Annotated in this window: 25 protein-coding genes; 5 read left to right on the top strand and 20 right to left on the bottom strand. The window is 65.5% G+C overall.

Annotation, left to right across the window (positions count from 1 at the left end; genetic code table 11):
• Positions 1–136 precede the first annotated feature (136 nt).
• The 10 genes from QMZ25_RS00530 to grxD all read right to left on the bottom strand — a co-directional run bounded on the left by QMZ25_RS00530 (position 137) and on the right by grxD (position 14,176).
• Positions 137–550: a type IV pilin protein gene (locus QMZ25_RS00530; RefSeq protein ID WP_053516619.1), complete on the bottom strand. Its 414-nt coding sequence runs from the start codon at positions 548–550 to the stop codon at positions 137–139.
• Positions 551–573: 23 nt separating this feature from the next.
• Positions 574–5,151, bottom strand: a complete 4,578-nt coding sequence (locus tag QMZ25_RS00525) for a PilC/PilY family type IV pilus protein (RefSeq protein ID WP_197570990.1) — start codon at positions 5,149–5,151, stop codon at positions 574–576.
• Complete coding sequence (locus tag QMZ25_RS00520) at positions 5,148–5,636, bottom strand: PilX N-terminal domain-containing pilus assembly protein (RefSeq protein ID WP_065181230.1); 489 nt, start codon at positions 5,634–5,636, stop codon at positions 5,148–5,150. Before QMZ25_RS00520 ends, QMZ25_RS00525 begins: the two co-directional genes overlap by 4 nt.
• 7 nt (positions 5,637–5,643) lie before the next feature.
• Positions 5,644–6,831 (bottom strand): PilW family protein, encoded by a 1,188-nt coding sequence (locus QMZ25_RS00515; protein WP_283218944.1) that lies wholly within the window; start codon positions 6,829–6,831, stop codon positions 5,644–5,646.
• Complete coding sequence (gene pilV / locus QMZ25_RS00510; RefSeq protein WP_065181228.1) at positions 6,831–7,298, bottom strand: type IV pilus modification protein PilV; 468 nt, start codon at positions 7,296–7,298, stop codon at positions 6,831–6,833. The genes QMZ25_RS00515 and pilV overlap by 1 nt, the downstream gene beginning before the upstream one ends.
• Positions 7,295–7,813 (bottom strand): GspH/FimT family pseudopilin, encoded by a 519-nt coding sequence (locus QMZ25_RS00505; RefSeq protein WP_065175926.1) that lies wholly within the window; start codon positions 7,811–7,813, stop codon positions 7,295–7,297. Before QMZ25_RS00505 ends, pilV begins: the two co-directional genes overlap by 4 nt.
• Positions 7,814–7,975: 162 nt before the next feature.
• Entirely contained in the window at positions 7,976–9,364 is a 1,389-nt protein-coding gene (gene ppnN / locus QMZ25_RS00500; protein ID WP_065175860.1) for a nucleotide 5'-monophosphate nucleosidase PpnN, read from the bottom strand.
• 252 nt (positions 9,365–9,616) lie between these two features.
• Complete coding sequence (locus QMZ25_RS00495) at positions 9,617–12,850, bottom strand: TonB-dependent receptor (protein ID WP_074901106.1); 3,234 nt, start codon at positions 12,848–12,850, stop codon at positions 9,617–9,619.
• A gap of 232 nt (positions 12,851–13,082) precedes the next feature.
• Positions 13,083–13,859, bottom strand: a complete 777-nt coding sequence (locus QMZ25_RS00490; protein WP_283218943.1) for an SDR family NAD(P)-dependent oxidoreductase — start codon at positions 13,857–13,859, stop codon at positions 13,083–13,085.
• A complete protein-coding gene (gene grxD / locus QMZ25_RS00485; RefSeq protein WP_053516610.1) occupies positions 13,856–14,176 on the bottom strand; it encodes a Grx4 family monothiol glutaredoxin in 321 nt (106 codons plus the stop codon). The genes QMZ25_RS00490 and grxD overlap by 4 nt, the downstream gene beginning before the upstream one ends.
• A 121-nt stretch (positions 14,177–14,297) precedes the next feature.
• Between grxD and QMZ25_RS00480 the strand changes: the two genes are divergently transcribed.
• Positions 14,298–14,876 carry a superoxide dismutase gene (locus QMZ25_RS00480; RefSeq protein WP_283218942.1) on the top strand — a complete coding sequence of 193 codons (579 nt, stop codon included), beginning with the start codon at positions 14,298–14,300 and terminating at the stop codon, positions 14,874–14,876.
• A 58-nt stretch (positions 14,877–14,934) separates the two neighbouring features.
• Here the strand turns inward: QMZ25_RS00480 and QMZ25_RS00475 are convergent, their stop codons facing one another.
• From QMZ25_RS00475 to purE, 3 genes are all read right to left on the bottom strand, one after another.
• Positions 14,935–15,276, bottom strand: coding sequence for a carboxymuconolactone decarboxylase family protein (locus QMZ25_RS00475; protein WP_053516609.1), 342 nt, complete (start codon positions 15,274–15,276; stop codon positions 14,935–14,937).
• 97 nt (positions 15,277–15,373) lie between these two features.
• Complete coding sequence (locus tag QMZ25_RS00470) at positions 15,374–16,519, bottom strand: 5-(carboxyamino)imidazole ribonucleotide synthase (RefSeq protein ID WP_193395560.1); 1,146 nt, start codon at positions 16,517–16,519, stop codon at positions 15,374–15,376.
• Positions 16,516–17,019, bottom strand: coding sequence for a 5-(carboxyamino)imidazole ribonucleotide mutase (gene purE, locus QMZ25_RS00465; protein WP_053516607.1), 504 nt, complete (start codon positions 17,017–17,019; stop codon positions 16,516–16,518). Before purE ends, QMZ25_RS00470 begins: the two co-directional genes overlap by 4 nt.
• Before the next feature lie 58 nt (positions 17,020–17,077).
• On the opposite strand from purE, the gene QMZ25_RS00460 reads away from it, so the two are divergent.
• The 4 genes from QMZ25_RS00460 (at position 17,078) to QMZ25_RS00445 (ending at position 19,769) form a co-directional block, all read left to right on the top strand.
• Positions 17,078–17,347 (top strand): Trm112 family protein, encoded by a 270-nt coding sequence (locus QMZ25_RS00460; RefSeq protein ID WP_005408847.1) that lies wholly within the window; start codon positions 17,078–17,080, stop codon positions 17,345–17,347.
• Positions 17,344–18,195, top strand: a complete 852-nt coding sequence (gene nadC, locus QMZ25_RS00455) for a carboxylating nicotinate-nucleotide diphosphorylase (RefSeq protein ID WP_180875626.1) — start codon at positions 17,344–17,346, stop codon at positions 18,193–18,195. The genes QMZ25_RS00460 and nadC overlap by 4 nt, the downstream gene beginning before the upstream one ends.
• Before the next feature lie 168 nt (positions 18,196–18,363).
• Positions 18,364–19,350, top strand: a complete 987-nt coding sequence (locus QMZ25_RS00450) for a DUF2272 domain-containing protein (RefSeq protein WP_053516604.1) — start codon at positions 18,364–18,366, stop codon at positions 19,348–19,350.
• A gap of 68 nt (positions 19,351–19,418) precedes the next feature.
• On the top strand, positions 19,419–19,769 hold the full coding sequence (locus QMZ25_RS00445; protein ID WP_053516603.1) for a DUF3301 domain-containing protein: 351 nt from the start codon (positions 19,419–19,421) through the stop codon (positions 19,767–19,769).
• A 933-nt stretch (positions 19,770–20,702) separates the two neighbouring features.
• On the opposite strand, the gene QMZ25_RS00440 is transcribed toward QMZ25_RS00445, so the two are convergent.
• The 7 genes from QMZ25_RS00440 to QMZ25_RS00410 form a co-directional block, all read right to left on the bottom strand.
• Entirely contained in the window at positions 20,703–21,155 is a 453-nt protein-coding gene (locus tag QMZ25_RS00440) for a ClpXP protease specificity-enhancing factor (protein ID WP_053516602.1), read from the bottom strand.
• A gap of 85 nt (positions 21,156–21,240) precedes the next feature.
• Positions 21,241–21,876 carry a glutathione S-transferase N-terminal domain-containing protein gene (locus QMZ25_RS00435; RefSeq protein WP_053516601.1) on the bottom strand — a complete coding sequence of 212 codons (636 nt, stop codon included), beginning with the start codon at positions 21,874–21,876 and terminating at the stop codon, positions 21,241–21,243.
• A 134-nt stretch (positions 21,877–22,010) separates the two neighbouring features.
• On the bottom strand, positions 22,011–22,760 hold the full coding sequence (locus tag QMZ25_RS00430) for a cytochrome c1 (protein ID WP_053516600.1): 750 nt from the start codon (positions 22,758–22,760) through the stop codon (positions 22,011–22,013).
• Positions 22,753–24,012 carry a cytochrome bc complex cytochrome b subunit gene (locus QMZ25_RS00425; RefSeq protein ID WP_283218941.1) on the bottom strand — a complete coding sequence of 420 codons (1,260 nt, stop codon included), beginning with the start codon at positions 24,010–24,012 and terminating at the stop codon, positions 22,753–22,755. The genes QMZ25_RS00430 and QMZ25_RS00425 overlap by 8 nt, the downstream gene beginning before the upstream one ends.
• Complete coding sequence (petA, locus tag QMZ25_RS00420; protein WP_074901085.1) at positions 24,012–24,632, bottom strand: ubiquinol-cytochrome c reductase iron-sulfur subunit; 621 nt, start codon at positions 24,630–24,632, stop codon at positions 24,012–24,014. Before petA ends, QMZ25_RS00425 begins: the two co-directional genes overlap by 1 nt.
• 189 nt (positions 24,633–24,821) lie before the next feature.
• Complete coding sequence (locus QMZ25_RS00415) at positions 24,822–25,739, bottom strand: lytic transglycosylase domain-containing protein (RefSeq protein WP_197572116.1); 918 nt, start codon at positions 25,737–25,739, stop codon at positions 24,822–24,824.
• Between the two features lie 46 nt (positions 25,740–25,785).
• Complete coding sequence (locus tag QMZ25_RS00410) at positions 25,786–26,754, bottom strand: WYL domain-containing protein (RefSeq protein WP_283218940.1); 969 nt, start codon at positions 26,752–26,754, stop codon at positions 25,786–25,788.
• Positions 26,755–26,770 lie beyond the last annotated feature (16 nt).

The following is a 26,770-nucleotide window of genomic DNA, read 5'->3' as shown; positions in this document are numbered from 1 at the left end:
CGAAGTTGGACTCGAACCAACGACCCCCTGATTAACAGTCAAGTGCTCTAACCGGCTGAGCTATTCGGGCGGGGTGCGCATTCTAGCCAATTCCAGAAGTGGGGTGCAAGCCCCTTCCACACTCGCCGCTGCCGTCTTACCAGCACTCCGGGTTGGTCTTGCTGTCCGGCGTCTTGCGGCCCGCCTGATCGAGTGTCAGCGTGCCGCACGCGTCCTTGTCCTGGCCGGTTTCCGGAACCGCCTGCAGGGTATAGGTCCCGGCGGTCGCCTTGCCGTCGAACGATATGGCATAGCGGGCCGAGCCCTGCCGCGGCGACTGGCTGAACGGCAGCGAGAATCCGTCGTAGCTGTTCTGCACGGTGTGATGCCGCTCGAGCAGCTGCGCGATCTCGACCAGGTCAGCCTTGGCCATCGCGCGGTGTGTCTTCAGCACATGTCGCTGGTAGGAAGGCAACGCCACAGCCGCAAGTACCGCGATGACGGCAACGGTGATCATCAGTTCGATCAGGGTGAAGCCTGTTACCTGCTGTTGTCTGCTGGATGTGCGCATGGCAGCTCCCGTATTCCTGGTAGTCATCGGATCTGGCGCCACGATTGGCGACCACAGGCACGCTGGCCATACGCGGTATCCGCGCCCGGCGTATTCAGAGCCACGATGCAGCGGTCCAGCGATCCATCGACCGTGCACTTCGGATCGCTGGGATCGCAGCCCTTCAAGGTGGTGCTGTTGACATTGGTGGACAGCACGGGGGCACCGGTTGCGATGTCTCCGCCGCGGGTCAGCGCACCGGCACCGCAGTTGGCGCCGCACAGCGCGTTTCCGCCGACCTCGTCGGTCAAGCCGCTCATCGCCGGCTGGCCGGTCAGCATGTTCAGGCGATAGCGCCAGTTGGTGCCGCCGCCGGTGCCGCAGACCGCCTGCCCGGGCACATAGGTGGTGAACATCACCGCGCCGCCCTGCAGCGTCGGATAGCCGAAGAAGCGCTCACCTTCCACATCGGAACCCACGATCAGGTCGACGTACCAGCCGCGCTTGCTCGCGTAGTCCACGCCGTTGCCCGACACGTCACGGAAGCCGGCACCATTGGCACTGACGGTCTGCCCCACCAGCGAATCACGGCTGGAAATGGCAGTGGAGAGGTTGTCCCAGAGCCCATACAGCGTCTGCACCGGCGAATTACGGGTCACTGCATTGTCGTCAGCGGTGAAGTAGCGACCGGTACCGAAGAACAGGCTGACGCCACCGCCCGGCCCCGCCGAGACTTCGATCGCGCCGGTAATCGGCTGGGCGACAGCGCTGCGCACTGCGGTGAACAGCGGCGTGCCGTTGAGGGCCACATTCCAGGCGCTGGGATCACCGCCACGCAGGTCGAAGCGCCACATGTTGCCCTGCATGTCGCCGCCATAGACGGTATCGGCCAGGCCACTGCTGTTGTGCAGCGCTACCGCGGTGACATGGTTGAGGCCATTGGCGACTGCGTACTTGCCCGCCGTGGGGTACACGCGCTTGAGGATCTCGCCGGTGCGGATGTCGACCACATAGAGCACCGGTCGGCCGGTGCTGGAATTGACACCGTTGCCGAACAGGGCGACGAACCGGGGCGGACTGTCCGCGTTGGGGCCGGCGACGGGCACCACGACCGGCTTGCCCATGACGAAGCCCAGGTCCGACTCGGTCTTGCCGGAAATCTCCCACAGCACGTTGCTGGCGGTGAACCCGGTCGGATTGCTGATATCCAGGGCGAACACCGAACCGTTGCCCACTGCCGTGGCCGACGGCCCGCGCGACGCGCCGCCGCCGCCGGTCGAACCGACCAGTACCGTGCGCCATGCATCGCCGTAGTAGACGTCCGACGAGGTCAGTCCGCCGTCCACGTAGTAGCGATGTCCATAGGTGGGGTTGGCCAGCTCCGCCATGTGCTGCAGCGAAGCCGATGGAATGAAGGCGAACTGCTCGCTGCCCGCCGAGGTGCCGGTGCTGGCATTGAAGCCATGCAGCATGCCGTCGTTCGCACCGACGTAGACCATCGAAGGTGGGCCACCGTTTGCCACCTTGGTCGCCAGGTAGGCCCGATAGCTCAAACCGAGCGTGGTCTTCCAGCTCACTCCCCCCTGCGCCTGCCACGAGGTGAAGCCGTAGTCGTCCTTGTTGGACACAATCTCCACGCTGGAATTGACGATATCCCCGAGCAGCGAGCTGCGCGGGCGGAAACCGCTCACCGGTGAGCCGCGCAGGTAACTGACCAGATCCGCCACGGTGTGCGAACCGAACCAGTTCGGCACCGTGTTGAGCCCCATGTTGCCGAGCTTCTCGGCGCGATCACGCCCGGGAACGTTGTCGGCGGTGAAATCGGCCGCTGCCACCGGCACCAGTTGGTTGGACGTGTTCACATAGGTGGGTGCGGTCGACATCACGATGGTCCGCCCGGAGGCGCTCATCTTGGTCGACGCACGCCACAGTTCAGCGCCGGCGCCTCCGGTGCTCGTGGTCTGGCTGGCGATGACATCACCGGTCCAGTCGTTCGAGCCCGACGGCACCGTGTAGTGCGCGGACACGGTGAAGGAGCCGGCGTTGACACGGGCGCCGGTGCCGCTGCCACCGACCGGGGCCTCGCCAGCCGCAGCGCTGTCGAAGATCGATTCCAGCGCGGACTTCAGCTTGGCCGGATTGCGTGCCAGGAAGTAGTTGTCCGGTACACCCGGCACCTTGCTGTCCCACTTCCTGCCTTCCGGCACGCCGTACTTGGCGGCGTACCACAGCGGGCTTTCCAGCTGCCCGGCCTGGCCGGTACCCAGTTTGTAGCGCATCACGACCGCGCCGGTCCAGGTAGCCGGCGGATCGGCGCTGGTGCTCAGCACCGAACCGTTGCGGTTGCCGGGGCGCAGCACCAGCCGCTGCACGTTGTCAGCCGCATTGGAGCCCACGATCGTGTAGCCGGTCAGCATCGCGTTGCCTGCATAGGCGGACAGGTTCTCGATGCGGACCAGCACTTCGTCTTCGCCGACCTTGTTGCGAACGGCGTTGTTGCTGCATTCACCACTGTTGGAGCGCCAGCAGATGTTGCGGAATGGCGTCGTGCCACCGTCGCTGCAGGTGCTGCCAACGCAGTAGCTGAGCATGGAGACCACGTCGTTGTCGTGGTCATTGCCCCACAGCGAATCCTCCCAGACCAGCGAGAAACTGCCGGCCTTGCCATCGGCTCGGTAGTCACGGCCATAGACGTAGTTCGGCGATACCGCTGATCGCTTGGTGCCGACGCCGACCGAGCCGAGGAAACAGCTGCGCCAGCCGCTGCTGTTAATGCCCGCTCCTTCGGTGTTGTTGGCCTGGCACAGGGGGGCCAGGGTGATCTTGCCATTGCCCACCGGAATCTCGAACTTCGGCAGGCTCTCAGCCATGGCCACGGTGTAGGTGGTGGCGGTCAGCTTGTAGGTGTTGGGTTTGTCCTGCACGCCCGGACGCAGATCGGTCTCGGCAGCGGCCTTGGCCAGCCCCGAGATCAGGTAACTGCCTTCCGTGGACGGCACGTCCGGGCAGATGCCGCGCACGAGCGAAAGGCCTGTCACCTTGACCGCACGGCAGATGTCCTCATGGGTGTTGATCGAGGCATAGCGATTGGTCAGGCCGACACGGCCTGCCATGTAGCTGCCACCGGTGATGTTCTCCTGGTTGCCGATCGCATCGGTCGCCGCCGCTGCCGTGGTCAGGCCAGTGACCGTACCGATGTTGTCGCTGTCGAAGGACGGCAGGCCCGAGGACATCACCAGGATGTTGCAGGTAGCGCAGTAGGAGTTGCCGCCGTCGTTCGGCGAGCGGTACGGATCCTTCCAGGCCACCGAATTGGGCAGGCCGCTGAGATCACCGCTGGCGCTGTAGATTCCCTTCGTTTCTCCCTTGATGTAGCGCAGCGCTTCGGCATACATCTCCGCCAACGGATTGCCCCAGGCGCTGCACTTCTTGGATGCGTTGCCCGGGTCGGTCAGGTTGCCCCGGCCGTCGAAGCCCTGGCGATTCAGGATGCTGTAGTCGTCACAGTCAGTCCATTTGTCCTTCCAGTTCCACTGGTCGATGCGGAAGTTGGAGATCGTATTGATGATGCCCTCGGCCCCGCCCGTCAGCGTGTTGCAGAACTGGCCATTGGACAGGTTGATCTCGTCGCCGGCTGCGCAGAAGGTCGTGCCGTTGCCGGCGATCTTGCCGATGTTGCGACGGACCACGCCGCCATCGCGCGGATTGACATAGGTGCCGGTGACCAGACCAAACCGCAGACGGCCACTTTCACCATAGGACTGCAGCAGTCCCGCCGGTTTCAGGTAGTCCCGGGTGCCGTCGTTGTACTTGCGGCAGAACGCTTCCTGGAAGGTTCCAGAACCGGTGGCGCAGACTTCAACCCGGACATTCAGGTCGGCCGCGACCGATCGGGGGGAGTCATCCTTGCCCTCGTCGCTGCGCCCCACGATGCACTGATAGCCGGCAGTCGAGGCCCATTCACCCCAGCTGCCACTGGCAACGCGCATCAGCGGTGCGCCGGTGGCACTGATGCTGGCATTGCAGAACGACATGGTCGTCTTGTACGGGGTGAAGTTGTTGATGTCGGCGCCGCTGTACACCTTGACCCAGGCGTGCAGGTCGTTGGGAATCTGCGCCCGCTCCAGCACCGTCTTGCTGGCGGTATCGGTGATGCGATGGCCGCCGTACAGCACGTAGCGCATCACATCCAGGCGGCTCATGGTCGCCCAGTTGAGGAAGTTGCCGGACCAGGTACCCGAACAGGTGTGTCTCTGCGTGCCGGTCGCCTTGGCCGTGGCCTTGAACTGGCTGCTGCTGTACGTGTAGCAGAGATTGGAGTCGAAGTACCCGGAGTAGTCGAATTTGTCCTGGTAAGTGGTGTCGAGCGTGCCGTCCTCGTCCAGATCGCTGTAGTCGCTGTAGGCCTTGTTGAACAGCTGCTCGTCGCGCGACATCACCATCATCATCAGCGGCGGCTGTGTCTTCTTGCTGTAGAGCGGCTCCTGCGCGATGTCATAGTCGCCAAGCGCAGCGAACAGCGGATAGACCAGTGCGCCCACGCCCACCAGCACGGCAGCGGCGGTGCCTGCACGCAGCCACGGGGAGGAGACAAGGCGGGAGAATCGGCGCGGAGTATTCATGGAATGAAGATCGTGTCGATGACGGCGCTGGAAGAAGGATTGGCCGGATCGTCACTGGCCAACACGGTGATCTGGTAGATGTTCTCGGTCTCTTCGTTCTTGCGCCGCCCCAGGCCCAGCGGCCCGACCGGCACGCATTTGTCCAGGCGGCGGGTATTGATCGCCGTTGCCGTGGTCTTGCCATCGGCCCAGGTCGCCGGGTCGAACACCGGGCTGCACTCTTCCTGGTTGGCCTCGAAGATCTTGCCGCTGTCGATGACAGCCTGGATCGCCGCTTCCTGCGAACGCACGTCGGCCTCGGCGTTCTGGAACGCCTGGTTCGAGCGCAGGTAGTTGGCGGCCATGCGTTCCTGCATGCCGGTCACCTGCATGCCGGCGATGCCGATCAGGGCCAGCAGGATCAACATGATCAGGGCGACATACAGCACCGCGCCGCGCTGTTGGCGGTGCGATGCGAAGGAGGGGGGGCGCGGGCGCGGATGCATGGTGGCCTCAGTTGCCGAAGAGGCGATTGCGGAGGGCGATGGTGGTCTGGTAAACGGCGCGCATGCGGCCGTCCTCGGGCGCGGTGAATGTCACGCCCATCGAGGTCAGTACCGCATTCTGGTCGGCCTGAGGGGCTGCCGAGGGATCGGGACTGGCCATCACCAGGCCCATCTGCACGGCGCCCACGCGCCGCCAGGCGTTGATGTTGGGATTGGCCGATGCCTGCACGGTGGCAGCGGTACCCTGGCGATCAATGAAGCCGGTCGGGTAGGCACTGGTCAGGCGACGATCCTGGCCGTACAGCAGCTGCATGTTCTCCACACCCTCCACCAGGGCCTCCGGCGCGCCGGCGACCAGCGCACCGTTGGGCGTGGCGTTGAAACGCACACGGTACAGTGAGGAACGTGCGCTGGCAGCGTCGTAGCCCACGTAGTACACAGCGCTTTCCGCACGATGCAGCATCGCCTGGCCTGCGGTCACCGGACGGATGAAGTTGCTCGCATTGTTCGGTGCATCGCCGAAGGTGATCGTGCCCCCTGCCTTGTCGATGCTGCGCGCCTGGAAAACGGTGGCGCTGGCGCAGTCGGCAGCACCATACAGCCCGGAATCGGCAACGCCACTCTGCAGCACGGCGAGTCGAGCCTTGTCGAAACTGAAAACCGGCTGCGCGACGGTACCGCCGGAAGACGTAACCGGCACGCCGTCCGGCATCAGGTATCGCAGGGCGACGATGTCGCTGCCATTGACGCGGTTGGGCAGCGCCGCAGCGAATTCATCGGGCAATGCGGGTGTGTAGGCGGTGCCGCCCGTCGCCGGAGTGGCCGGCAGCGTCACCGCATCGCCGGGCGCCGTATCGGTCGCCTCGTAGCCCTGGATGGATCGCTGGAAGTCCAGAGCCGGATGAGGCGTGGCCGCGAACGTCGTAAACAGCGAGACGCCATCCGGCGACTGCCGGGCCTGATCGTTGACGCAGCCGAAATGACCTGCCATGCGCAGTTCGCGCTGCAGGGTATCCATGGCGAAGCGACTGTTCTCCTGCACGCGCGCCAGGCCATCGGACAGCTGATAGGCAGCACGCGAGGCCGCGAACACCTGGACGACACCGAGCATGACGATCACGCCGATGGTCAGCGCGATCATCAGTTCGACCATGGACAGGCCGGCCATGCGCCGGGCCGGGGAAGGCGCGCGCATCACAGGCGGCTCCCGGCACTGAAGGTGGTATCGCTGGCGTCAGCGTTCCAGCGCTCGTCACCCCACGTCACGCTGACCGTGTACTGGGTGCCGGCACGTGCGACCTTGGCCGTGGCCCCATCCCCCAGCGCCTTGCCGAGACGGCAGGTCCAGTCCAGGGTGAACGCGTCCTTGCCGATGTCGTTGCCGACCGGTGGCAGGCAGTTCTTGGCCGCGGTGGTCGCGGTGTAGTCGCCCACATAGGACGGAGCCATCGAGCGGTTCATCCGCAGCTGATCGAGCATTTCGTAGGTCAGGTTGGTCGCCTGGGTGCGATAGTTGGCGCTCTGCACGAAGCGCACGTTCATCGTCTGCAGCAGTGCGAAACCCAGCAAACCGACCCCCAGCACCAGGATCGCGATCAATACCTCGATCAGGCTGAAGCCGCCCTGCGCTTTGCGCGGGGAACGGAAACGGGGCGTTCTCACTTGCAGTCCTCCTTCAACAGACGCACCTGACCGGTCGGTGACAGGCGCAGCGTGCGCTGCAGCGGCTGCTTGCCGCAGTTTTCCGGGCGCAGCGTCAGGTCGAGCGTGGCATTGGCGCGATTGCGGCCCCGCGGGTCGAAACTCACCGACAGGTCGGGCGTACCGACGGCGACCAGCGCCGAACGTCCGGGGCTGTAGCGCAGGACGGTTTCGCCGGCACTGAGCGCGCCATCGCCGTTGCTGTCGGCCCAGACCAGCCAGCCATCGGTCCAGCTGTCGCCATCACAGGACGTGCCTCCGGCAGAGGCACACACGCCGCCGCCCCTGCGGTTCTTCACCGCTTCACTGCGGGCCAGCGCCATCGACGCGATGAGGTCATTGCTGGTGGTGGCGATGCGGTTGGAGCGGATGGTGCTCTGGAAGCTCGGAAACGCGATCGTCGCCAGCACGCCCAGCACGACCACCGCGATCATCAACTCAACCAGCGTGAAGCCGTTCTGCCGGCGCAAAGACATGTGGACGCTCCCCAGCGTATTGATCGCCACCATGGGCCATCGCCCTGCCGCCAGCAAGCGGCGGCAGGATGAACGGTCAATCCGGGGCGACGGGCGTCAAACGCTTGACGAACCGTCCTTCCCCACCGCTGCCGGCGCGATCCCCATCGCGCCGGCACGGTCTCAGGCCAGCACCTGGTAACAGGGCTGGTACTCGCCGGAGATCTTCATCCGGCGCTGCTCGACGAAGGCGCGCAGCAGCGCGTCCAGGGCCTGCATCATGTCCGGGTCACCGTGGATCTGGAACGGCCCGAACTGCTCGATGCGGCGCATGCCATCCTCCTTCACATTGCCGGCAACGATGCCGGAGAAGGCACGACGCAGGTCCGCCGCAAGGGCATGCGGCGCACGCCCATGGTGCAGATCCAGTGCAGCCATGGCCTCATGCGTCGGCACGAAGGGCTGCTGGTACTCCCACGGAATCTCGATGGACCAGTTGAAGAAGAACGAATCCTTCTGCGCCAGGCGATGCTCGCGCACGCGCTTGATGCCGGCGGACATCTTCCTGGCCACGGCAACCGGGTCGCCGATGATGATCTCGTAACGCTCGGCGGCAGCATCGCCCAGGGTCAGCCGGATGAAGCGGTCGATCTGCTCGAAATACGGCGCAGCCACGGTCGGGCCGGTCAGGATCAGCGGGAACGGCAGGTCCCTGTTCTCGTCGCGCAGCAGGATACCGAGCAGGTACAGGATCTCCTCGGCGGTGCCGACACCACCGGCAAACACGATGATGCCGTGACCGATGCGGACGAACGCCTCCAGGCGCTTCTCGATGTCCGGCATGATCACCAGATGGTTGACGATCGGGTTGGGCGATTCCGCGGCGATGATGCCCGGCTCGGTCAGGCCGATGTAGCGCGTCACCGTCTTGCGCTGCTTGGCGTGGGCGATCGTGGCCCCCTTCATCGGGCCCTTCATCGCACCCGGTCCGCAACCGGTGCAGATGTCCAGGCCGCGCAGGCCCAGCTCGTAGCCTACCTGCTTGGTGTACAGGTATTCATCGCGCGAGATCGAGTGACCGCCCCAGCAGACCACCAGGTTCGGGTCACCGGGGTTGAGGATGCGGGCGTTGCGCAGCAGGCCGAACACCGCGTTGGTGATGCCTTCGGAGGACTCCAGTTCGGCCGCGTAGGCCGGGCCCATTTCGATGGCCATGTAGGCGAGGTCGCGGACCACGGCAAACAGCAGCTCGGCCACGCCGCGGATGATTTCGCCATCGACGAAGGCCATCGCCGGCGCATTGACCAGGTCGATGCGCACGCCACGATCCTGCTGCGCGACCTGGATGTCGAAGTCGGGATAGAGATCGCGCGCCGCGCGCGGATCATCCGATGCGCTGCCGCTGGTCAGCACGGCCAGCGCGCAGCGGCGCAGCAGCTCGTGCATGCCGCCGCCGGAGGCGTCGCGCAGGCGCGCCACTTCTGCCCGCGACAGCACATCCAGCCCACCGCGCGGGTAGATCCGCGCGTCCTGTACCGGCAGCGCACGGGCCGCCTTTTCGTTCGTGGTCATATCCAACGTTTCGCTTCCTTCAAGGTTTCCGACTGTACTGCCGCCCCCTTAAAAAGCAAAACGGCCGGGAATCCCGACCGTTGGATGTGTGCTGACCGCGTTCGCCATTCCGGGACCGCATCTGCGGCATCGGCGCCGCGCACGAAACCGGATGCTACGCCGATGTCGTGACCACTGCAAGAACTTTCACCCGAACGGGAAACGGCCGGGTTGCCCCGGCCGCTTCCGTCTACTGCGTGATGTTCCGACGGATCAGAACTTGTACTTCAGGGTCAGCTGCATCGACCAGCGCGACACGGCAGTGTTGCCCTTGTCGTTGTTGTTTTCTTGGATCGCGGGGTTGTCGGTGGAACCGGTGAACGAGTACACGTACTTGCCGGTCGCCGGGTCGATACCCGCGTAGTTGGCGACGCGACGGGTGGCGTAGAAGCCGTAGTCGTCGATCAGGCCCCACTTCTTGTTCAGCAGGTTGCCGACATTCATGATGTCCAGCGCGATCTCACCCTTGTGGCTCTTCACGAAGCCCGGGAACTCCTGGCTGATGCGGACGTCGAAGGTGTTGATCCACTTGGCACGGTGCGAGTTGGCCGGGACCACGCTGCCACGGTAGGCATCGAGCTCCGGATTCTGCGCCAGCCAGTTGAAGAAGTCCTGCTCCATCTGCGCGCTCTGCACGAAGCGACCACCGACCACCGAACCGAACAGCACGTCACCCGGGCCGCTCGGCACATAGAACAGATCGTTGGTGGTAGCACCGTCGCCGTTGGCATCGTTGTAGAAGATGTAGCTGTACGGACGGCCCGAACGACCTTCGTAGAACAGGCCGACGCGGGTGGCGTTGTCACCGAAGAAGTTGTGCTTCCACTCCAGGGTGCCGGTGATGCGGTCCTTGATCGCGTAACGCGAGTCGTAGGCCACGTCTTCGTTGGCGTTGAAGATCAGCGTGTTGTTCCAGTTCGAGGTGTTCTGCGAGCTGGTCAGCGGGCTGACTTCCTTGGACTTGGTATAGGTGTAACCCAGCGACCAGCCCCAGTTCTCGGTCAGCGGCTTGGCCAGCGAGAAGGTGGCCTGCGTACCACGACCCTTGTCGGTGTTGCGCATGACCAGCACGTCGCCGATGTCGCTCGGACGGTTGGCACGGTCGGTGGCACGGTTGGTGCCGGTGGTCATGCCGAAGTTGGTGCCACCCGACATGCGGCTGTTTGCCGGATTACGGCCATTCGCATCCCAGTAGATCGCACGACCGTCCTGGCCGTAAGCGGTCGGCGCCGAAACGTCGAGACGGTCGAAGTAGATGCCGTCCTTGACCTTGGTCATCAGGACTTCGGCCGACGCCACGATGCCGTACCACGGCAGCTCATGGTCGAACGCCAGGTTGGCCTTCCACACCGACGGCAGGCGGGTGCCCGGGGCGATGATGTCGACGTTCTGGCGCGCAGCTGCGGGGCCACCAGCCGGAATGTACGGATTGTTGCCGTCCGGGGTGAAGCCGCTGGTCAGGTTGCGCTCATCGTACTCGATGTAGTTCAGGCCGGTGTTCTGGTAGGCACCCGCCAGCCACACGTTCGGGGCAGCGCCGCCGAACAGGCCCACGCCGCCACGCAGCTGGGTCGGGCGCTCGCTGTCGAAGGTGTAGTTGAAGCCGACGCGCGGCTGCACCAGGTTCTTGTCGACCAGCTGGGTGTTGTTGAAGCCGTACAGCTGCTCGATGCGCGGGTTGTACAGGCGCTGGCTGCTGAAGTCAGGCATGTCGACGCGGACACCGAACATCAGGCTCAGGTTGTAGTTGATGGCCCAGGTATCCTGGACGAACACACCGGTGTTCTTCAGGGTGAAGTCTGCCGGGATATCACTGCGGCTGCCGCCGGCGCGCGGGGCACGCAGCTGGTAGCGCGCGATGCGACCGTTCAGGAAGTCCTCGACGCTGTTGAACTCGTAGACGCCGTTGAGGTTGCGGCCGTAGAAGTTCATCAGGTCGTTCTTCGAGTAATCGAAGCCGAACTTGACGGTGTGATCGCCGATGTACCAGGTACCGGCACCGAAGGCGCTCAGTTCCTTCGATTCCACGATGTTGACGTGCGTGTTCTGCTCGGTACCGACGTACAGCGAGTCGTTACCCGAACGGATGCGGATCTGCGGCATGTCGACCAGCGGAACGCGGTTGGCCGAGTAATCCTTGTGCGAGACCTTGAACTCGGTCGAGAAGTTCTCGGACCAGTCGCTGAACAGTTCGCCCATCCAGGTTTCGTATTCGGTCGGCTGCTGGTACCAGAAGTTGCTCAGCGAGATCGCACTGGTGCTGACCTGCGGGAAGCGGACGACGTTCTGCTCCATCTTGTTGTAGCGCAGGGCCGCACGGTGGTTTTCATTGATGTTCCAGTCCAGCTTGACCGCGTACTCTTCGATTTCGGTCTTGCTGTTCGGTGCCGTCAGGCTGCCCGGGTCATAGCCGAGTCCACCCAGGAAATTCTGGACGTCGGTGATCTGCTGCTGGGTGATGGTGCCCTTGCCGATCGGGGTGTCGCTCAGGCTGATGCCAGCGGCCGAACGCTCGTACTTCTCGTAGTTGCTGAAGAAGAACAGCTTGTCCTTGACGATCGGGCCGCCGAAGGTCATGCCGTAGGTCTTCTCGTCCTCGAAGCCGTTGAACTTCTCGCCACGCAGTTCCTCGCGGACCATGTCCTTGTCGCGGTAGGAACCGTAGACAGTGCCATGGAACTCGTTGGTACCCGACTTGGTCACGGCATTGATCACCGCACCGGTACCACCGGCGATGGTGGTGTCGTAGTTCGCGAGATCGATGTTGATTTCCTGGATGGCATCCATCGACACCGGCTGACGCTCGGTCGGCAGGTTGTTGGAGCCCAGGCCGAACGGATCGGAGGCACTGATGCCGTCGATACGGATCGCGTTGTAACGGGTGTTCTGACCGCCAGCCGAGATCGCGCCGTCAGCCTTGCTGACCTGCGAGATGCGCGGGTCCAGGCGGATGTAGTCCTGGATGTTGCGGTTGGCCGACGGCAGCGCGTCCATCGTTTCGCGGGTCACGTTCGAGCCGGTACCCATCTTGGTGGCGCTGAAGATGTCCAGGCCGCCCGCGGTGGCGACAACATTCACGGCGTCCAGGTTGGTGGCCGCCACGTCGCCGGTCAGGTTGGCATTGACGGTGTTGACCTGGTTCAGGTTCAGGTAGACACCCTCTTCGGTCTTGGTGCCTTCACCCGGCTTGGTGATGGTGATGGTGTACGGACCACCCACGCGCAGGCCGCGCGCGTTGTAACGACCCGACGCATCGGTCGTGGCGCGCGAAACGGTGCCCGACTCGGTGTGGGTGATGGTGACTTCAGCACCGGCGACAGGCTGGCCAGCGGCGGACACGACCTGGCCGCCGACACCTGCAGAGGTGCTCTGGGCGAAGGCGGGAGCGGCAGCAAGTGCGGCCACGAGACCAAGGGTGAGCTTGGACATCCGGAGTGGGTGGGTCATCTAGGGTAGCCTCGATACGAGTTGGCGATGGCGGAAAAAAGACGCATCCAAGCGGCCTTGCGGGTGGCCGACTGGACAGTGATCTGGGGTTCCCGACCGTGTTGGCTGAAGGCAGCCATAACGGTTAACACTAGATTAACACGCTACGCCATCAATGTGACGGTTGTGCGACAAACGGCACCGGATCGCAACGCAATCATGACGGGATCTTCATCCCGCCTTACGTCGCCCTTCACTCTGCCGGGCGTGCGCTGCCTGCATCCAGGATCTGCCCCCGCCAGGCCGAGCCGGCACTGGACAGCAGGGTCACGGCCGCGGCCGCGGCGGCCTCGGGCCCCTGCGCAGCCGGGTCCTGGTCGATCGAGTAGGCGCGGGCGCGCAGGGCCGTGCGCAGGGGCCCCGGGTACAGGCCGCTGACCCGGACCGGACTGCGGCCCAGCTCATCATGAAGGCTGGCGATCAGGCCGCGCAGGCCATGCTGGGCGGCGCCATAGCCTCCCCAGTAGGCCTGCCCCACCCGTTCCGGGTCATCGACCGTGAACACCAGCGCCGCATCCTCGCGCTGGCGCAGCAGCGGCAGGCAGGCCTGCGCCAGCCAGGCGGGTGCGGTCAGGGTGACGTGGACGGCGCGGGCGAAACTTGCCGGGTCGGCCAGTTCGAACGGGGTCAAGCCCGGAAAGTGGGCGGCGCAGACAAGTAGCCCGTCCAGTCGCCCCAGCTCCGTCTGCAGCGCCTGGGCGAGGTCGGCGTAGTCATCGGGACCGGCCCCTTCCAGATCCAGCGGATACAGCAGGGGCTCGGGACCGGCTGCCTGCACCTGGGCGTAGACCCGGTCCAGCCGGCGCGGCTTGCGTCCCAGCAGGACCACGGTCGCGCCTGCACTGGCGGCGGCCACCGCGGCGGCACTTCCGAGGCCACCACCGGCACCGGCCACCAGCACCACGCGGTCCTGCAACGGACGGCCATCGAGCGCCCCGTTGGTCGGTGACGTCGATGGCCGCGCACTCATCCCAGGGTCGCCTCTTCGACGATGCGCTTGAGCTCGCCGGATTCGAACAGCTCCATGATGATGTCGCAGCCGCCGATCAACTCCCCGTTGATGAACAGCTGCGGAAACGTCGGCAGGTTGGAGAAACGCGGCAGGTTCGCGCGGATTTCCGGCTCCTCCAGCACATTGACGGTGCGCAGGGAGACGGCGCCGGCAGCCATCAGCGCCTGTACGGCGCGGCTGGAGAAGCCGCACGTCGGGTATTGCGGGGTGCCCTTCATGAACAGCACGAGCGGGTAACGATCGACCTCGGCCTGGATTTGCTGCATTACCGCCACAACCACACTCCTTGCTTCGCCGGACAAACCGACCGCGATGGTCGGCTAGACTGCCCAAGGTAGCCGCCATTGTAAGCGGATGGAACCGGCTGCCGCCGCCCCTCTGTCCACGAACCTGTCCATGCCCGTCGAACTGCCTGCCCTGCCCTACCTGTCCGGCTCCCTGCAGCCCCATCTTTCCGCGCAGACCGTGGAACTGCATCACGGCGCGCACCATCGTGCCTACGTCGATGCGGTCAATGCCGGCATCCGCGGCACCGAATGGGAAGAGGCCTCGCTGGAGGAGATCGTCCGCCATGCCCAGGGCGCGCTGTTCGACGCCGCGGCCCAGGCATGGAACCACGGCTTCTATTGGCAGTGCCTGCGCCCGCGAGGCGGCGGTGAGCCGCAGGGACAGCTGGGCGATCTGGTCAAGCGCCAGTTCGGCGACGTGCAGCGCCTGCGCGAGGAGTTCAACCGCACCGCGCTGGGCCTGTTCGGCTCCGGCTGGGTGTGGCTGGTGCAGCATCCCGGCGGCCAGCTTGGCATCCAGGTCACCCGCAACGCCGGCACCCCGCTGACCGGCGACAGCACGCCGCTGCTGTGCTGCGACGTGTGGGAACACGCGTACTACACCGACTACCAGAACGACCGTACGCGCTACCTGGAGGCATTCTGGCAGCTGGTCAACTGGGAATTCGCCGAGAGCCGGCTGCGCTGAGAGCATCCGCCGGGCGTGGCCCGGCAGCACCTGGCCATGCCTGGCGACACGGCGGGCATCAGGCGCTCTCGTGCGCCGCCACCGCATCCATGACCCGGGCCGAGTACACCAGTGCCGCGCCCGCGTTGAGCGAAACCGCCACCCCGAGCGCCTCGGCGATCTCCTCGCGGCTGGCGCCCTGCTTGAGCGCGGCATCGACGTGCACCGTGATGCAGCCGTCGCAACGGGTGGTCACGGCGACCGCCAGCGCGATCAGTTCGCGGGTTTTTGCATCGAGATGGTGGGTCTGGGCACCGGCATTGGCCAGAGTGGCGTAACCCTTGATGGTATCCGGCGAGAGCTTGCCGATCTCGCCGATACGGCCCTTCAGTTCCTTGCGGTATTCGTTCCAGTCGAGCATGACGATGACTCCGGGGAAAGGAGCCTTACGCTATCACCCTGGTTGATGCGCCGATGCGTGCATCGGCGCGTCACAGCGTTGCGCTTCCGCGTCGCGGTCAACCGCGCAGCGCCCGCACCGCCGGTGCGACCTGCAGCTGGCGCCCCAGTGCCTCGCCCACCTGTTCCAGCGCCGTGGCCAGTGCGCCGGCCTGGTCGTCGCGCAGCGTGGCGTGCCCCACCTTGCGGCCTTCACGGGGCTGCTTTCCATAATCGTGCCAGTGGCCGCCAGCCTGGGCCAGCACCGGCGCCGGGTCCGGCATCTCGCCCAGCCAGTTGAGCATGCAGGCGTGGCCGAGCATGCGGGTACTGCCCAGCGGCAGGCCCAGCACGGCGCGAAGATGATTCTCGAACTGCGAGGTCTCGCTGCCTTCGATGGTCCAATGGCCGGAATTGTGCACGCGCGGCGCCATCTCGTTGGCCAGCAGTTCGCCGTCGCGGCAGAACAGCTCCAGGGCGAACACGCCCACGTACTGCAGATGCTCGGCCAGCCGTCGGGCATAGCCGATGGCGGCATCCTGTTCGGCGGCCGACAGCACGGCAGGCGCCACACTGGCCGAAAGCACGCCATCCACATGCCAGTTGCCGGTCACCGGCCAGGCCTGGAAACCGCCGTCACGGCCGCGCACGGCCACCACGCTGACCTCGCGCTGGAAAGCCACGAAGCCCTCCAGGATCAGGCCGGTGTGCTCGACCTGGGCGCCCAGGGCCTGCCAGGCAGCGTCGATGTCGGCTTCGCTGCGCAACCGGAACTGGCCCTTGCCGTCATAGCCGAGGCGACGGGTCTTGAGGATGCACGGCAGGCCGAACGCGGCCGCCTTCGCGGCGAGCTCCTCGCGGCTGCGGATATCGGCGAACGGCGGCAGCGGAATGCCCAACTGCTGGAACAGCGTCTTCTCGCTCAGGCGGTCCTGCGCTACAGCCAGCGCTGCGGGCGGCGGATACACCGGCACCCGCTCGGCCAGCCACTGCGCACTGTCCGCGGGCACATTCTCGAAGTCGAACGTCACTACATCGACTTTGGCGGCGAAGTCCGCCAGCGCCTGGCGGTCATCGAAGGCACCGACGGTGAGCGGTGCCAGCGGCCCGCTGCAGGCGTCCGCCGCCGGATCGTACAGTTCGAAGCGCAGTCCCAGCGGCGCACCGGCCAGGACCATCATGCGGGCCAGCTGGCCGCCGCCGAGGATGCCGACAGTCAGGTTCATTGGCGCGGGTCGTCGTGGGCCATCACATCTTCGGTCTGGCGCGTGCGGAAGGCATCCAGCGCCTGGCCGATGGCCGGCTGGTCGCTGGCCAGCATCGCGGCGGCGAACAGCGCGGCGTTGGAGGCACCCGCATTGCCGATGGCGAAGGTAGCCACCGGAATGCCGGCCGGCATCTGCACGATCGACAGCAGCGAGTCCATGCCATTGAGCGCCTTGGACTGCACCGGCACGCCCAGCACCGGAACCGCGGTCTTGGCCGCGATCATGCCCGGCAGATGCGCGGCACCGCCGGCGCCGGCGATGATCGCGCGCAGGCCACGTCCGCCCGCCTGTTCGGCATAGCTGAACAACACATCCGGCGTCCGATGGGCGGACACCACCTTCACTTCAAACGGAACACCCAGGGCCTCAAGCTTCTGGGCGGCGTGCTGCATGGTTTCCCAGTCGGAGCGGGAACCCATGACGATGCCGACGAGCGGCGCGTTCGGATTGGGGGTCATTGGCCGTCACCTGCCTTAAAGACGTATTCTAGCCGTCTTCCACGCAAGACGAAGAACCATGGATCGCAAGCTGCTCGACCTGCTGGTGTCGCCGGACACCCGCCAGCCCTTGTCCCTGCTGGATGGCAAGGGCCTGGAAGCCCTCAACAAGGCGATTTCCGCCGGCGCGGTGAACAAGGCCGACGGCAACCCGCTGGCACAGCCGCTGCGCGAGGCCCTGGTCACCCGTGACCGCAAGCAGGTGTTCCGGGTCGACGACGGCATCCCGGTGCTGCTGGCCGAGGAGGCCATTCCAACCGCGCAGATCGCTGACTTCCCGGCCGCATGAGCATGCTGCCGACGCCGGATGCGGCCGTCGTCGCCGCCGATGTCGCCCGCGCGCTGGCGGAGGATCTGGGCAGCGGCGACGTCACCGCCGCCCTGCTGCCCGACCAGACTGACAGCGCCTACCTGCTGTGCAAACAGGATGCGGTGATTGCCGGCCGGCCGTGGTTCGATGCCACCCACCGCGCGCTCGACCCGGACGTGCGCATCGAATGGCGCATCGCCGAAGGCGAGTCCGTCACTGCCGGTACGGTACTTGCGCTGCTGCACGGCCGCAGCCGCAGCCTGGTCAGCGCCGAGCGCACGTCGCTGAACTTCCTGCAGACCCTGTCCGGCACCGCTACCACCACGGCGCGCTACGTGGCCGCCGTGGCCGGCACCGGCACGCGCATTCTCGACACCCGCAAGACCCTGCCCGGCCTGCGCCTTGCACAGAAATACGCAGTGCGCTGCGGAGGCGGGGAAAACCATCGTTTCGGCCTGTACGACACGGTGATGCTGAAAGAAAACCATATCCGTGCCGCCGGTTCGCTGGCCGCTGCGGTGGCGTCCGCGCGTCGGCAATGGCCACGGTTGCCACTGGTGGTCGAGGTCGAAGACCTGACCCAGCTTCGTCAGGCGCTGGAGTCCGGCTGCGAGCGCATCCTGCTCGATGATTTCAGCCCCGACCTGCGCCGTGAAGCCGTACGCATCACCGCCGGCCGCATTCCGCTGGAGGTGTCCGGCAGCGTCGGCCTTGGCGGCCTGCGCTCGATCGCGGAGGACGGCGTGGACTGCATCTCCATCGGCGGCCTGACCAAGCATGTACAGGCCATCGATCTGTCACTGAAGCTGGGCCCACCGCCGGGTTGAGGCCCGGTAACGCCTGACGCAACCGCGTTGCCCGCCGGGCATGGCCCGGCGCTACCGGACGCGTCATGCACTGGGGAGCGCCGGGCCATGCCCGGCCGACATTGACGGATCCACCCGGCGTTCACGACGGCGCTGCGACGCTGCGCGCATCCCCCACTGGAGCCGCGCATGCGCCGGATGCTGTTGCCTGCCTGTCTGCTGCTCGCGTCAATGCCCTTGTCCGCCGCAGCGGCCGAGGCCTGTGATGTCCCGCCGCGCTTCGGCCTGAGCCCCTTGGCCATTGCCATCCGCAACGCGGCATGCAACGAGCATCGGCTGTGGTTCCGCCCCTTCATCGACCGCGATGGCCGCGCCGCCAGCCTCAGCGTCACGGAAGCCGAGAACGAGCATCTGGCCGACAACGGCCTGATTGCCTGGCAGCGCGTCTCCCACTACTGGCGTGACAGCGGGACGCTCAACGCCATGGGCAGCATCGCCGGTGCCAGCAGTTGTGCCGCGCCACTGGGCTCGCGCTATACCGACAGCGACTGCCGTGCCTTCCTGATCGACAATCCCTGGTCGGCTGCCTTCATTTCCTGGGTGATGGTGCGTGCCGGTGTCCCCGGCTTCAACACCTCGCCGCGCCACATCGACTACATCCGTGCTGCCTACCAGGGTGGCCCTTCCGGCGTGCCTTACCGGCTGGCCGATCCAGCCACGGCTAAGCCGGCCCCCGGTGATCTTCTGTGCTTCCTGCGCGACCGCAGCACCACGCTCAGCTACAGCGGACTGGTACAGGCGCTTGGCAATGGCTCGGTCGGCCATTGGAAGTCGCACTGCGAAGTGGTGGTCGCGGCCAATCTCGGCGGTGACCAGACCTTGTACCTGGTAGGCGGCAACGTCATGAACACCGTGGCGATGCGGCTGCTGCCGCTGGATCGGACCGGACTGATCCAGTTGCCTGCGGCCCGCGAACGCGACAGCACCGGCATCGAGCCCAGCTGCACGCCGGGGCGCGAGGACGAATGCAGTTTCAACCGCCAGGACTGGGCCGCACTGCTGCAGCTGACTGCGACCGCGCCGTTGATCGCACCGGCACCGGCAGCGGCAACGCCACCGATGACCACAGCGCCCGCAGTGCAGCCGGCTTCCGGTGATCCGCAGCGGATGAACTGAATCTTCTGCTTGATCCAGCAGGCATTCGCCGCCATCTTTGCCGCATCGACACCCGACGCCCTGGAACCATGCCCACCCTGCTGCTGTTGCTGATTGCCGGCGCCATCGTCTACTTCTTCTGGAACGCTGCCCGCTCCGCCGCCGAGCGCGCGGTCGAGCTGGGACGCAACGCCTGCCGCGCCGCCAATGTGCAGTGGCTGGACCAGGCGGTGCATGCCACCGGCCTGCGCCTGTCGCGCGGCGAGGATGGCCGGCTCGGTTTCGAGCGCACCTTCAAATTCGAGTATTCCTACGATGGCATCGATCGCCATGTGGGCCGGATGGTGCTGCGCGGCGATCAGCTGGTGTCGTTCACCGGCCCGGGCGCGGCGCGGATCAGCCAGATCCGGCCGGATGTGGACGATGCCGAGGATGTCTGAGATTCGAGCAATGCAGAGCGCGTGACCGATCCTTCCCGGGCCACCTCTTCCCCGTCCTTTGAAATGGGGGCAGCGCCCTCTGCGTCTTCTGCGGAAATGCGGGCGAGTAGGCGAAAACGCAATTTTTCACGTTGATAATCGCATACCCCCGTGTTAGAACCTGAGGCGAGCGAGCTTCTGGAATCCCTCGGCAACTGGCACCCTATTCAGTTGATTTCGCTCGCCTTGGCGGCGATCTGCTAGCGATCTACCGCCCACTCTCGAAAGACTCGACTGCGTAACAGGCACATCAAGGAGAGATGTTGATGTCAATGATTCTCAATCAGCAGCTACGGAAAGGTGCAAGCTGGATTCGCGTGGGATTGATCGCCACATTCTTAGTGGTTATTTCTTCGTTTGCGCCGAGCGCGTTCGCTGGGCAATGGGTGCAAACGGGACGGGCATTCCATCTGGACTCGGAAGGAATAGCCCCATACGCGGTGTTCTGGACGAATTACTGCCACGGCGGCGTAGCAGGACCAACTGGCGTTTACACCTATGGGGAGACTGGACCCGAGGGCTACGGGTCATGCCCTACTGACGTAAGCACCGGCTGGGCGGCAAACATCGGGTCCCACGTCGGCTACTGCCGCCCGGATCCCGAAAGCATGGGTGGTGGGTACTCCTGCGAGGAGCGCACCTACACTATTGTCGGCCAACCCCAACTTCCAGGAACATTGCCCTCCTCCTGCAGTGTCCCCGGGACCTACGCATTGACCTACTTTCGTCGGGCAGAACTGGTCTACTTTGGAAGCGGCGATAATCCCAACGACTACTACGACCGAGTCTTGGAAACCTCGCTCGAGTACTACTGCCAATAGATTTCAAATCTGACAATTGAATGGAGTCGGCGATTGACCTCGCCGACATCCGTTTGCGCATCCGAATTCTGAACTACTTGACCACGCGCAGGTTCGGCCGGCCCTTCGGCGGCGGCCCTGCCGGCGGCGTATCCTCCGGCGGCGTGTCGTCGTCATGCAGCACTTCGTCGCCGGTCGACGCCGGTTCGCTGCCCGGAATGTCATCCGGCAGTGCCATGCCCTGCCCGGTCTCGCGGGCGTAGACGGCCAGCACGGCGCTGATCGGCACCTGCACCGGGTAGCTGGTACCGGAGAAGCGCGCCGAGAAGCTCACCATCTCGTTGTCGATCATCAGGCGCACTACCGCGCGTTCGGCGATGTTGAGCACCACTCTGCCATCCTTGACCGCCGAAGGCGGCACCTGCACGCCGGGGACGCCGGCGTCGACCAGGATGTGCGGGGTCAGCTGGTTGTCATTGATCCATTCCACCAGTGCCCGCAGCAGGTACGGGCGGTGGCTGGTCATGTGGAAGAAGTCTTCGGTCATGCGTGAAGTGTACGCGCCCGACGCCCCGACCGGGGCGGATCGCCTGCACGCCGGTCGGCGTGCAGACGGGAAAGCAGCGGCCGGCTCAGACGGGCAGGTCGCGCAGCTTCTTTTCCTGCTCGGTCAGGCTGCGCACGAACCCCGGGTGGCGGAAGATGCGGTTGCCGTAATCCTCGATGGCCTTGCCGTCCTTCGGCAACGGCACATCCAGTGACTGCAGGCGCCAGATGATCGGCGCCATCGCGCAGTCGGCCAGGCTCATTTCCGGGTTCAGGAAGAACTTGCTGGCCTTGAACAGCGGCAGCGACGCGGTCAGCAACTCCTTCAAGCGCTTGCGCCCGGCCTCGGCCTGGGTCTTGTTGCCCAGCTGGATGGCCTGCACCTGCGGCACCCAGTCGTGCTCGATGCGCAGCATCGCCAGGCGGATGCGTGCACGTGACAGCGGATCGACCGGCATCAGCGGCGGATGCGGATAGCGCTCGTCAAGGTATTCGCTCACCACCGAAGCGGCGTACAGCACCAGTTCGCGCTCGACCAGGGTCGGCACCGAATGGTACGGATTGAGGTCGATCAGGTCTTCGGGCGGATTCTGCGGATCGACCGCAACGAAATCGAACGTCACACCCTTGGCCGCAAGGACCAGGCGCACACGGTGGCACAGTACATCGTCGTTCGAGGAAAACAGCGTCAGTGTATTGCGCATGCGTACGCTCGCCGCCATCAAAGGCTCTCCTACGACAGGAGACCGCCTGCCGCATCGGCGCCGCCAGCACCGTGCCGGCGGTCGACTTCTCCCCGAGTGTGCAACCGACCATCACAAAAGCCAATAGGCCCAGCCAACGGCCGGCGGCAGAATCAGTGAACGTCCTTCCAGTATTCCTTCTTCAGCAGGTACACCAGGAAGGTCAACAGGGCCAGGAACAGGATCACCCACACGCCCAGCTGCTGCCGCTTGAGCGCAGCCGGTTCGCCGGCGTATTCGAGGAAGTTGGTGATGTCCCGCACGGCCTGGTCGTACTGGCCGGCATCAACCGAGCCGGGGCTGTCGATGCGCAGCCCGGTCACCGGCGGGTCCATGCCTGGCCCTTCGGCCTTGCCGTGCACGGCATGCTGCAGGCCCTGCATTTCCCAGAGCGGGTTGGGCATGGAGGCGTTGGCGAACAACGCGTTGTTCCAGCCCAGCGGGCGGCTGCTGTCGAGATAGAACGACTTGAGGTAGGTGTAGACCCAGTCGCTGCCCCGCACACGCGAGATCAGGCTCAGGTCCGGCGGCATCTTGCCGAACCACTTCTCGGCCTGCTCCTTGGGCATCGCCACCGGCACCGGATCGCCGATTGCCGCACCGGTGAAGTTGAGGTTGTTCATCACCTCTTCCTCGGTCAGCCCCAGGTCCTGCGCCATCCGCGAGTAGCGCAGGTACTTCAGCGCGTGGCAGCTGGAGCAGTAGTTCATGTACAGCTGCGCGCCGCGCTGCAGCGATGCGCGGTCACCGAGGTCGTTGCCGGCCTGCAGCAGCTTGGTGCCGCCTTCGGCAGCGGTGGCCAGGAAACTGCCCAGCATCAGGGCGGCCGCGAGGGCCAGCCGGACCATCCAGCGCTCAGTCATGCGTGGTCACCCTCTCCGGTACCGGCTTGGTCTTGTCCAGCCTTGTCCATAGCGGCATGGTGATGAAGAACGCGAAGTACAGGAAGGTCAGCACCCGCCCGATGTAGGTCTCGTGCACGTCCGTACCCGGACCGGAACCGATCACGCCCAGCCACACGAAGCACACGGCCAGCATGCCCAGCATCACCTTCGAGATCCAGCCGCGGTAGCGCACCGACTTCACCCGCGCCTTGTCCAGCCAGGGCACCAGGAACAGGATGGCGATCGCCGAGAACATCACCAGCACGCCACCGAGCTTGTTCGGCACCACGCGCAGCATCGCGTAGTACGGGGTGTAGTACCACACCGGTTTGATGTGTTCCGGGGTCACCAGCCGGTTGGCCTCGGTGAAGTTGTCGTGCTCCAGGAACAGGCCACCAAAGCCGGGGGCGAAGAAGATGATGAAGGCGGCGATGATCAGCAGGAAGCCGGCGCCGACGCCATCCTTGAGCGTGTAGTAAGGATGGAAGGGAATGCCATCGGCCGGTGCATTGGGCGACCAGCGGTTGCCCTTGGGCCCCTTCTTGATCTCCACGCCATCCGGGTTGTTGGACCCCACTTCATGCAGCGCGCCCAGGTGCAGCACCACCAGCAGCAGCAGCACCAGAGGCAGTGCGATCACGTGCAGCGCGAAGAAGCGGTTGAGCGTGGCATCGCTGGGCAGGTAATCGCCCATGATCCACTCGGTCAGGCCATTGCCGATCACCGGAATCGCGCCGAACAGCGAGATGATCACCTTGGCGCCCCAGAACGACATCTGGCCCCACGGCAGCACGTAGCCCATGAAGGCCTCGGCCATCAGCACCAGGTAGATCAGCATGCCCAGGATCCACACCAGCTCGCGCGGTTTCTGGTAACTGCCATACAGCAGCCCGCGGAACATGTGCAGGTAGACCACGATGAAGAACAGCGATGCACCGGTGGAGTGCATGTAACGGATCAGCCAGCCCCACTCGACATCACGCATGATGTATTCGATGGAGCCGAAGGCCTCCGCCGCGCTGGTCTTGTAGTGCATCGTCAGGAAGATGCCGGTGACGATCTGGTTGACCAGCACCAGCAGCGCCAGTGAACCGAAGTAGTACCAGGTGTTGAAGTTCTTCGGCGCGTAGTACTCGCTGACGTGCTTGCGGTAGATCGGCATCAGCCCCGGCGCGCGGGCGTTGACCCAGTCGGCGACGCCTGTCGCGGTACGGCTCAGGATATTGGCCATCAGGCTGCCCCCTCCGGATCGACACCGATGATGAGCGTGTTGTCGTCCTGGTAGTGGTGCGGTGGCACCAGCAGGTTGATCGGCGCCGGCACGTCCTTGAAGACGCGGCCGGACATGTCGAAGCGCGACTTGTGGCAGGGGCAGAAGTAGCCGCCCTTCCACTGCGGGTCATACGGTTCGGGGCGGATCTCGGCCACCATCTCCGGCGAGCAGCCCAGATGCGTGCACAGACCGACCAGCACCGACACATCGGCCTTGATCGAGCGCAGCTCGGGATTCTGCTTGAGCACGTAGGCGGGCTGCTGGTCCTTCTCGCCGGACTCGGGGTCCTTGAGGCGGTCGTCGAGCCCATGCAGCGCGTCGAGGATCGCCTTGGACCGCTTGACGATCCAGATGGGCTGGCCGCGCCATTCCACGATCAGGCGCTGGCCTTCCTGCAGGGCACTGATATCGGCCACCACCGGTGCTCCCGCGAGCTTCGCGCGGGCACTGGGGTTCCACGATTTGATGAAAGGAACTGCGGTGAATCCGACGCCGACGGCGCCAACCACGGCTGTGGTGGCAGTAAGAAAACGCCGACGTCCGGTATTGACTGGATCGTGTACCCCATCGTTGGCCATCCGGCACTCCGATATTGATTAGGTAGCTTTAAGGCTGCCAGCGGTCTGGTGGGGGCCAGAGCCGCATTGAATCATGGGCGAGTGTAGCGGAACCGTTACGCGCCACACAACGCATTGCAACAACTCTTTGTACCGTGTGCCGACCGGCAGCCGGCGATGGACCGTCAGTCGGCACCGGCACCGGCCGGACTACTGGTGACTCAAGGCACTGCGGTAACGCTCGGCCAGCTGGCCCACCCGACGCACGTAGTACTGGGTTTCGCTGTAAGGGGGCACGCCACCGTGGCGGTCGACCGCACCTTCCCCGGCGTTGTAACCGGCGGCGGCCAGAGTGAGGTTGCCGTTGAATCGCTTCAGCAGCCACGACAGGTACTGCACCCCGCCACGGATGTTCTGGCCCGCATCGTAGGAATCACTGACCCCGAAGCGCGCGGCAGTCGGCGGCATCAGCTGCATCAGGCCCTGCGCACCGGCGCGGCTGAGTGCGGTCGGATTGTAGGCCGACTCGGCATGGATGATCGCCCGGACCACCGCCTCCTCCACGCCGAACTCGCGCGCGGCCGAAGCGATCTCGGTCTGGAAGGCTGTCGTGTTCAGACGCACGGTGCCGAAGTCCACGCGCGGGTTGGCCCCACAGGCGTAGCAGCGCTCCATGAAGCTGTAGCGGATGGTGCGCACCGGCCCCAGGTGGGCAACCTGGCTGGGCCGCGCACTGGTGTAGTGGCGCACCCCATCCTTCATATAGGAATAGACCTGGCCACTGACCATGCGCCCGGTGCGGGGCGTGCCGGCAGCAACTGCCGGAGTCGAAGCAGGCACCGGTGCAGCCGGCACGGGCACGGCTGCACTGGCGGCCACCGCCACCGGATTGCGCTCGATGCTGGCCACGGTGGCCGGCACAGGCCTGGCGACAGTCGCTGCCGGGCGGGCCGGGCGGGCGGCCTCCCGGCTGTAGCTGATGGTGCTGCATTGGGCACCGGCCACACGCTTGCTCACATAGCTGGTGACCCCGTCTGCCCCCTGGCACTTGTACAGGGTGCCGGCGCTGGCCGGCGCAGCGGTCAGCGCAGCGATGATGATCGCCGTTGTCCCCAGTCTCCCCTTCATGGCCGCGAGTGTCCCAGCTTCGCCCCGCGTTGCCAAGCCGTGCGGCTCAGCCTGTGACGTCAGGCACAGCCAGCAGCTGCACCAGCCCGCCCAGGCGGTGCGCCAGTTCCTGGCGCAGCGCCGGCGGCGTGGTCCACAGCTCCAGCGGCACCCGGTCGAGGCTGAGAATCTGCGCCAGCATCATGCCGCGGCTTTCCGCGCCCATGCGCAGCAGGCAGTGATCGGCACCATCGGCTTCGAGCACGCCACACCAGGGGGGAATGCGACCTTCCAGCTCGGTGTGGCTGCCGGCCAGGCGCAGCACCGCCTGCAGCGCGAACGGCGCCTGGCTGACCGCCTGCCGCACCATCACATCGGGCGGTGCGGGCGTGCGCCGATGCAGGCCGGGCTCGGCCAGTGCGCGCACCGCGCCCATCCGGTCCACCCGCAACGTGCGCCAGTCCTGGCGGCCCAGATCCCAGGCCAGCAGGTACCAGCGACGTCCGTAGTTGACCAGATGCTGGGCCTCGACCTCGCGCTGGGTCACCGCGTCCTGCGCGCTGCGGTACTCGAAGGCCAGCCGGGTTGCCTGGCGGCAATGCTGGGCCAGGCGCCCCAGCAGACGTGCGTCGGTGGAAGGCAGATCCGACAGCGTCGCGGTGGCGGCGTGCACCTCGCCGGCCTGCTGGCGGCGGCGGGTCGGCACCAGTGGATCGAGCTTGGACAGCAGACCGCGCGCGGTCTCGTCGATGCCGGCCACCGTGGCCGAGGCCGCACGCAGGGCGATGGCCAGGGTCGTCGCCTCCTCTTCGTCCAGCAGCATCGGCAGTACCGGTGCGCCCGCCCCCAGCTGATAGCCGCCCCCTACCCCGGCCGATGCCCTGACCGGATAGCCCAGCTCACGAAGGCGCTCGATGTCGCGGCGGATGCTGCGCCGGGCCACCCCCATGCGCTCGGCCAGCTCAGCCCCCGACCACTGTCGGCGGGCCTGCAGCAGGGCGATCAGGCGGAGCAGGCGATGGGCGGTATGGCGCATGAGGGATCGAGGACAG

Source organism: Stenotrophomonas sp. RS-48 (assembly GCF_030053245.1).
Classification (GTDB): domain Bacteria; phylum Pseudomonadota; class Gammaproteobacteria; order Xanthomonadales; family Xanthomonadaceae; genus Stenotrophomonas; species Stenotrophomonas maltophilia_P.
The sequence above is the reverse complement of the archived record's forward strand: the minus strand, read 5'-3'. Positions and strand labels throughout refer to the sequence as shown.

Coding starts and splice junctions, on each gene's coding strand:
- QMZ25_RS00480 (WP_283218942.1), top strand. CDS start 14,298: ATGCCCGTCGAACTGCCTGCCCTGCCCTACCTGTCCGGCTCCCTGCAG.
- QMZ25_RS00440 (WP_053516602.1), bottom strand. CDS start 21,155: ATGACCGAAGACTTCTTCCACATGACCAGCCACCGCCCGTACCTGCTG.
- petA (WP_074901085.1), bottom strand. CDS start 24,632: ATGGCCAACGATGGGGTACACGATCCAGTCAATACCGGACGTCGGCGT.
- QMZ25_RS00505 (WP_065175926.1), bottom strand. CDS start 7,813: ATGTCTTTGCGCCGGCAGAACGGCTTCACGCTGGTTGAGTTGATGATC.
- QMZ25_RS00475 (WP_053516609.1), bottom strand. CDS start 15,276: ATGCTCGACTGGAACGAATACCGCAAGGAACTGAAGGGCCGTATCGGC.
- QMZ25_RS00435 (WP_053516601.1), bottom strand. CDS start 21,876: ATGGCGGCGAGCGTACGCATGCGCAATACACTGACGCTGTTTTCCTCG.
- QMZ25_RS00490 (WP_283218943.1), bottom strand. CDS start 13,859: ATGAGTGCGCGGCCATCGACGTCACCGACCAACGGGGCGCTCGATGGC.
- ppnN (WP_065175860.1), bottom strand. CDS start 9,364: ATGACCACGAACGAAAAGGCGGCCCGTGCGCTGCCGGTACAGGACGCG.
- QMZ25_RS00515 (WP_283218944.1), bottom strand. CDS start 6,831: ATGCGCGCGCCTTCCCCGGCCCGGCGCATGGCCGGCCTGTCCATGGTC.
- QMZ25_RS00530 (WP_053516619.1), bottom strand. CDS start 550: ATGCGCACATCCAGCAGACAACAGCAGGTAACAGGCTTCACCCTGATC.
- QMZ25_RS00520 (WP_065181230.1), bottom strand. CDS start 5,636: ATGCATCCGCGCCCGCGCCCCCCCTCCTTCGCATCGCACCGCCAACAG.
- QMZ25_RS00415 (WP_197572116.1), bottom strand. CDS start 25,739: ATGAAGGGGAGACTGGGGACAACGGCGATCATCATCGCTGCGCTGACC.
- QMZ25_RS00450 (WP_053516604.1), top strand. CDS start 18,364: ATGCGCCGGATGCTGTTGCCTGCCTGTCTGCTGCTCGCGTCAATGCCC.
- QMZ25_RS00430 (WP_053516600.1), bottom strand. CDS start 22,760: ATGACTGAGCGCTGGATGGTCCGGCTGGCCCTCGCGGCCGCCCTGATG.
- QMZ25_RS00445 (WP_053516603.1), top strand. CDS start 19,419: ATGCCCACCCTGCTGCTGTTGCTGATTGCCGGCGCCATCGTCTACTTC.
- QMZ25_RS00495 (WP_074901106.1), bottom strand. CDS start 12,850: ATGACCCACCCACTCCGGATGTCCAAGCTCACCCTTGGTCTCGTGGCC.
- purE (WP_053516607.1), bottom strand. CDS start 17,019: ATGACCCCCAATCCGAACGCGCCGCTCGTCGGCATCGTCATGGGTTCC.
- QMZ25_RS00425 (WP_283218941.1), bottom strand. CDS start 24,012: ATGGCCAATATCCTGAGCCGTACCGCGACAGGCGTCGCCGACTGGGTC.
- QMZ25_RS00460 (WP_005408847.1), top strand. CDS start 17,078: ATGGATCGCAAGCTGCTCGACCTGCTGGTGTCGCCGGACACCCGCCAG.
- QMZ25_RS00410 (WP_283218940.1), bottom strand. CDS start 26,754: ATGCGCCATACCGCCCATCGCCTGCTCCGCCTGATCGCCCTGCTGCAG.
- QMZ25_RS00525 (WP_197570990.1), bottom strand. CDS start 5,151: ATGAATACTCCGCGCCGATTCTCCCGCCTTGTCTCCTCCCCGTGGCTG.
- nadC (WP_180875626.1), top strand. CDS start 17,344: ATGAGCATGCTGCCGACGCCGGATGCGGCCGTCGTCGCCGCCGATGTC.
- QMZ25_RS00470 (WP_193395560.1), bottom strand. CDS start 16,519: ATGAACCTGACTGTCGGCATCCTCGGCGGCGGCCAGCTGGCCCGCATG.